The sequence below is a fragment of the Streptomyces sp. UNOB3_S3 genome (genome assembly GCF_020740895.1).
Classification (GTDB): Bacteria; Actinomycetota; Actinomycetes; order Streptomycetales; family Streptomycetaceae; genus Streptomyces.
Genome location: NZ_JAILXP010000433.1, coordinates 1 through 5,620 on the forward strand (window position 1 = coordinate 1; position 5,620 = coordinate 5,620).

Here is a 5,620-nt window from a genome sequence, read left to right on the forward strand (position 1 = left end):
GCGCAGAACCCGAAGTCGGCGGGCCGGTGGGGGGTGCCGGGGCCGGGGGAGAGGACGACGTTGTCGAAGGCGCCGAGCAACTCGGGGCGCCATGCCGGGTCGTCGTTGTGGATGACCTCGGGCTCTTCGCCGTTGACCTCGGACAGGTAGTGGAAGAGGTTGTAGGTGAAGGAGTCGTAGTTGTCGACGAGGAGCGTGCGCATCAGAGTTTCCCGAGTTCGCGGGCTATCTCGGCGTTCACGGCCACGTGATTGCCGGTGAGGAAGAAGTGGCCGCCGGGGAACACCTCGAGCCGGAAGCCGCCTTCGGTGTGCCGTTCCCAGGCCTTGGCCTCGTCCAGGGAGGTGCGGGGGTCGGCGTCGCCGGTGAGGACGGTGACGGGGCAGCGGACGACGCGGTCCTCGGGGCAGCGGTAGGTCTCGATGGCGGTGTAGTCGCCGCGGATCGCGGGCAGGGCCATCCGCAGGATCTCCTCGTCGCCGAGGACCCCGGCCTCCGTGCCGTTGAGGAGCTTGAGCTCGGCGATGACGCCGTCGTCGTCGCGCTGGTGCACGGTCTCGGGGCGGGAGGTGGAGGGGGCCCGGCGGCCGGAGGCGATGACGGCCTTCGGCGCGGACGGCGCGCCCTGCCGCTCCAGTCGCCAGGCCACCTCGAAGGCGAGGACCGCGCCCATGCTGTGGCCGAAGTAGACCGTGGGCTTGTCGTCCAGCTCCAGGAGCCGGTCGGTGATCCGGTCGGCGAGGGTGGCGATGTCGGTGACGCAGGGCTCGTGGCGGCGGTCCTGGCGGCCGGGGTACTGGAGGGCGACGACGTCGACGCCGGGGGCGAACCGGGCCGAGACGGGGTGGAAGAAGCTGGCCGAGCCGCCCGCGTGGGGGAAGCAGACCAGCCGGGTGGTGGCGGTCTCGGCCGGGTGGTAGCGCCGGGCCCACAGGGCCAGGTCGTTGTCCGCGCTGTTCAAGGGCTCGGGTCCTTTCTCGGTGGGGGTGACGGGGCACGACGGCGGGCCGCCGGCCCCGGGACGGGGCGCGTCGCGGGGCGGCGGGCGCTCGTGCGTCAGTTCTCGTGGACGGTGATGGCCCGCGACGGGCAGAGGTCGCCCGCCCGCCGGACGGCGTCGGTGAGCCCGGCGCCGTCGGGGGCCAGGACGGTGACCAGTCCGTCGTCGTCCTGGTCGAAGACGGCCGGGGCGGTCAGTACACACTGGCCCGCGCCGATGCAGCGCTCGTTGTCGGCGGTGACGCGCATCAGGAGGCCTCCCACTCGACGGGCATCTCGTGCAGCCCGAAGAGTACGACGTCGTGCTTGAAGGCCAGTCGCTCCACGGGGACGGCCAGCCGCAGGGTGGGGATGCGCTCGAAGAGCTTGCGGTAGGCGATCTCCATCTCCAGGCGCACCAGGTTCTGGCCGAGGCACTGGTGCATGCCGTAGCCGAAGGCCACGTGGTGGCGGTCGGTGCGGGAGGGGTCGAAGGCGTGGGGGCAGGCGAAGGCCTGCTCGTCGTGGTTGGCGGCGGCCACCAGCGGGATGATGCCCTCGCCGGCGCGGACGAGCTGCCCGGCGATCTCGACGTCCTCGACGGCCACCCGCAGGGAGACGATGTCGGCGACCGAGTGGAAGCGCAGCGTCTCCTCGACGACCCGGTCGTCGCCGATCCACTGGGGGTTCTGCAGGAGGGTCATCACGCCCAGCGCGATGTTGTTGGCCGTGGTCTCGTGGCCGGCGATCAGCAGGAGCAGCAGGACGCCCGACAGCTCGTGGGGGGCGATGACGCCGGTGGCGAGGAGCCTGCTGACCAGGTCGTCCTGGGGCCACTTCGACTTGATGTCGATGAGCCGGTTGATGTAGCGCAGGAGTTCCTTGGTGGCGGTGTCGCGCTGCTGGTCGGTGGAGGAGCGGATGGCGACCAGGGTGCGGGTGCGGGACTCGAAGAAGTCGCGGTCCACCGGGGGCACGCCGAGGAGGGCGGAGATCACCAGGGAGGGCACGGGGAGCGCGAAGTCGGCGACGAGGTCCGCGGAGTTCCCGGAGGCGAGGAGGTCGTCGATGAGCTTGTCGACGGTCTCCTCGATCGCCGGGCGCATGGCCCGGACCCGTCGCACGGTGAACTCGGGGATGAGCGCCTTGCGGAAGCGGTCGTGCTCGGGGGAGTCCATCCCCACGAACCAGCCCGGGATCTGCTCCTGCCTGGGCACGCCCATGGTCTCGCTGATGTTGGGGAAGCCCTTGTGGTCCGGGTTGGAGCTGATCTTCGGGTTGGTGAAGACGGCGCGGACGTCCTCGTGCCGGGTGACCAGCCAGACCTTGTTGCCGTTGGGCAGGTGGGAGAGGACCAGCCCCTCCTGTTCGCGGTAGGTCGTGTACCGGGGAGGCGGGAAGGCCTCACCGGGCTTGCGCAGCGGGAAGTCGACCACCATCGGGCCGTCGTGCGTCATGTCGGAAACTCATCCCCTCGTGGCGGGTCTGCGGGGCCGGTCACCCGGCGTTGTGGAACTCGCGGACCCGGGCCGTGATGAAGTCCTGGTCGGCGGCGGTCAGCCCGGTGTGCGTGGGCAGGTAGAAGCCGTCCTCCGCGAACCGGTTGGCGTTCAGCGAGGGCCAGTCGGGGTGGAGATAGCCGGGCTGGCGGCTCATGGGCTTGAAGAACAGCCGGGTCTCGATGCCCGCCTCGGCGAGGAAGGCGCGCAGCTCCTCGCGGCGCTCGGCGCGCAGGTCGTACATCCACAGCACGTCGCGCGACGGCATCAAGGTGATGCCGGGGATGCCGGCGAGGCCCTCGTCGTAGCGCTTCTCGATCTCCCGGCGGGTCGCGAGGATCTCGTCCAGCCGCTCGACCTGGGCGAGGGCGACGGCGGCCTGCATCCCGGTCATCCGGAAGTTGTAGGCGAGCTTCTTGTGGAGGAAGCTGTGGTCCCGGGTGAAGGCCATGGCGCGCAGATGGGCCAGCTGGCCGGCGAGCCGGGGGTCGTCGGTGAGACAGATGCCGCCCTCGCCCGCCGTGATGATCTTGTTGGCGAAGAGGGAGTAGCAGGCGATGTCGCCCACCGGGCGGATGCCGTGGGCCTCGGCGGAGTCCTCGACGACCCGGAGGTTGTACTGGAACGCGATGTCCATGATCGCGTCCATGTCGCAGCGCCGGCCGTAGATGTGCACCGGCATGATCGCCCTGGTCCGGGGGGTGATCTTCTCCTCGATGCGGGTGACGTCGATGTTGAGGTCGTCCCCGCAGTCGACGAAGACGGGCGTGGCACCGGTGTAGCTGACCGCCCACGCGGAGGCGATCATGGTGAACTCGGGGACGATCACCTCGTCGCCGGGGCCGACGCCCAGGGCCCGCAGGGCGAGGGTGAGCGCGGCCGTCCCGGAGGAGCAGGCCACGCCGTGGGCGACTCCGTTCCAGTCCGCGAAGGCCTGCTCGAACCGCTGGATGACGGGGCTCTGCGAGGATATCCAGCCGTCGCCGATGGTGGCGGTGACGTACTCGAGCTCCTTGCCGTCGAGGGCGGGACGGGACACGGGGTACTTGAACGACATGGGTTCCTCTCTGATCGGGCCGGGATCAGGCCAGCGCGGGGAGACCGAGGACCAGTCCGGCGGCCGTCTCACGACCGCCCGCCGCGCGCTGGAGGGCACCCAGCCGCTCCGCCTTCTCGCGGAACGAGGGGTCGCCGAGCACCCGGGTGAGCTTGTCGACGACGTCGTCGACCGCGATGGTCTGGGGCCGGTCGAGGGTCAGGCTGATGCCGAAGTCCTGGCCGCGTACGGCCTGGTCGAAGCAGTCCACCCACAGGGGGCGCACCACCAGGGGCTTGCCGAAGTAGATGCCCTCGTGGAAGCCGTTGCCGCCGCCGTGGGTGAAGAACACCTTGACGTTGGGGTGGGCGAGGACGTCGAGCTGGGAGGGGACCCAGCTCTCGATGCGGAGGTTGGCCGGGAGGGAGTCCGCGGCGGGCAGCAGGTGCTGCTGCTCCTTGGGCAGCTTCCACAGCACCTGGTGCTCGCCCTCCAGCCGGCGGGCCACCTCCACCAGCGCGCCGACCTGGTCCTTCGTCAGCCGGGTGATGGTGCCGAAGCCCATGTAGACGACCGACGACTGCGCGTCGAGCCAGCCCGCCACGTCCGCATCGTCCGGGGCCTCGGGCAGGGGCGGCATCATCGCGCCGACCAGCCGCATCCTCTCCGGGACCGGGAAGGGGTAGTCCAGCTCGGCGACGGAGTTGCACAGGACCAGCTCGGCCTTGTCGATCCTGGTCATCGGGTTGGGCGGGGGGATGCGCAGCTCCTTGCGGATCCGCGCGTCCTCCTGGAGCACCTTGCCCATGGCGGGGTTGAAGAACATCGCCAGGGTCCGGTACTTGAACAGCTCGTTGCTCAGCCGCTGCGCCGGGGTCATCTTCCGCGGCAGCCCGGAGTGGGGGACCGGGAAGTCCCGGGGGGTGTGGCCCTTGGCGAAGGGGTTGAGCGAGGTGAGGACGTTGCTGGGAAGGAACGGGACGCTCAGGACGAACGGGATGTCCCGGGCGATGGCCAGGTCGACGGCGAAGCCCGCCATGCAGTCGACGACCATCAGCGCCGGCTGGACCTTGTCGACCACGGCCTCCAGCTTGCGGAACTTCCCCGCCTGGAGGGCCGGCTTGTAGGACTGCCGGATGACGGCCCGGTGCGCCCGGAAGCGGGAGGACTGGGTCACCTCCCGGTAGACCTCGTCGTCCCAGGTCACGGCGGACAGCTCGGGTATCACCTCGCCGAGCGAGGCGAACTCCACCGGGGAGCGCTCGGCGATCCGCGCCACGTCCTCGCGGCGCGGTTCGTCGGTGGCGAACCACAGGTCCTCCACACCCTGCCGGGAGAGTTCGCCCGCCAGTACGAGCAGCGGATTGAGCAGTCCGCTCTCCGGAAGGCTGACGAACAGGATCGGCCGTCGCGCGGAGTCCATGGCATCCCTTTCAGTGGTGGCCGTCGGGGCGGGGCACGGGACGCCCCGGGCGGGCCGGTCGGCCTCCCCGCACTGTGATCTCATGCCACGGGCCGGGAAATCCTTAGACTCCTCCCGGACGCGACGCGCCGGGCGCCACCCCTTACCACGGCAAGACGGGAAGAGGTTCTAATGTCCAGGAGTTCGAGCAAGTGGAACCCCTAGTCATACAAAACGCTCTAGAGTGACAAGAGACCTGACGAGGTGCCGCAAGAGCCACCTTGGCGGGACTTGAGCGGAATGTGATGTCTGAGCGCCGAATCCCCCACGGGGCGTGAGGAGAACTACGTGCTGCACCGCCCGCACGCCGACGGCTTAGCGGAGCCGCCGACCGGTCGCGGCGGGGAACTGGCGGCACTCACCGCCCGCGCCGCCTCCGCCCGCACCGGCCACGCCCAGGCGGTCCTGATCGGCGGCCCCTCCGGCATCGGCAAGACCCGGCTGCTGCGCGCCTTCCTCGACGACCAGGCGGCCCGCGGCACCCGGACGCTCTACGCGGCCTGCGGCCGGGAACCCGCCGCGCGCCGGACCCCGAGCGCCTACGACGGCCTGCCCGACGGCATATCCAGGGGCGCCGCCCCGGCCCCCTACGCCGCGGTGCGCGCCCTGTTCGGCCCCCTGGGCCTCACCGGCACGGGCCCCACC

6 protein-coding genes and 1 pseudogene are annotated in these 5,620 nt (G+C 70.7%); 1 reads left to right on the forward strand and 6 read right to left on the reverse strand.

Annotated features, from left to right (window positions below; genetic code table 11):
* From K6I33_RS30920 to K6I33_RS30945, 6 genes and pseudogenes are all read right to left on the reverse strand, one after another.
* Nucleotides 1-203, reverse strand: a pseudogene (locus tag K6I33_RS30920) (hypothetical protein); the annotation flags it as partial.
* Nucleotides 203-961, reverse strand: a complete 759-nt coding sequence (locus tag K6I33_RS30925; RefSeq protein ID WP_229357859.1) for a thioesterase II family protein — start codon at nt 959-961, stop codon at nt 203-205. The gene K6I33_RS30925 and the pseudogene K6I33_RS30920, both read right to left, overlap by 1 nt.
* 95 nt (nt 962-1,056) lie before the next feature.
* Nucleotides 1,057-1,248 (reverse strand): ferredoxin, encoded by a 192-nt coding sequence (locus K6I33_RS30930; RefSeq protein WP_229357860.1) that lies wholly within the window; start codon nt 1,246-1,248, stop codon nt 1,057-1,059.
* Nucleotides 1,248-2,435: a cytochrome P450 gene (locus tag K6I33_RS30935; protein WP_229357861.1), complete on the reverse strand. Its 1,188-nt coding sequence runs from the start codon at nt 2,433-2,435 to the stop codon at nt 1,248-1,250. The genes K6I33_RS30930 and K6I33_RS30935 overlap by 1 nt, the downstream gene beginning before the upstream one ends.
* Before the next feature lie 40 nt (nt 2,436-2,475).
* The gene (locus K6I33_RS30940; protein ID WP_229357862.1) at nt 2,476-3,534 is read right to left on the reverse strand and encodes a DegT/DnrJ/EryC1/StrS aminotransferase family protein; all 1,059 of its coding nucleotides are present in this window, start codon (nt 3,532-3,534) and stop codon (nt 2,476-2,478) included.
* 25 nt (nt 3,535-3,559) lie between these two features.
* Nucleotides 3,560-4,936, reverse strand: coding sequence for a glycosyltransferase (locus K6I33_RS30945; RefSeq protein WP_229357863.1), 1,377 nt, complete (start codon nt 4,934-4,936; stop codon nt 3,560-3,562).
* Between the two features lie 327 nt (nt 4,937-5,263).
* Here K6I33_RS30945 and K6I33_RS30950 point away from each other — a divergent pair.
* Nucleotides 5,264-5,620 (forward strand): ATP-binding protein (locus tag K6I33_RS30950; RefSeq protein WP_229357864.1); only part of this gene is annotated, 357 nt, incomplete at its 3' end.

Excerpts from the sequence above, each read along its gene's own strand:
- K6I33_RS30930 (WP_229357860.1), bottom strand. The coding sequence starts at position 1,248 with ATGCGCGTCACCGCCGACAACGAGCGCTGCATCGGCGCGGGCCAGTGT.
- K6I33_RS30935 (WP_229357861.1), bottom strand. The coding sequence starts at position 2,435 with ATGACGCACGACGGCCCGATGGTGGTCGACTTCCCGCTGCGCAAGCCC.
- K6I33_RS30940 (WP_229357862.1), bottom strand. The coding sequence starts at position 3,534 with ATGTCGTTCAAGTACCCCGTGTCCCGTCCCGCCCTCGACGGCAAGGAG.
- K6I33_RS30945 (WP_229357863.1), bottom strand. The coding sequence starts at position 4,936 with ATGGACTCCGCGCGACGGCCGATCCTGTTCGTCAGCCTTCCGGAGAGC.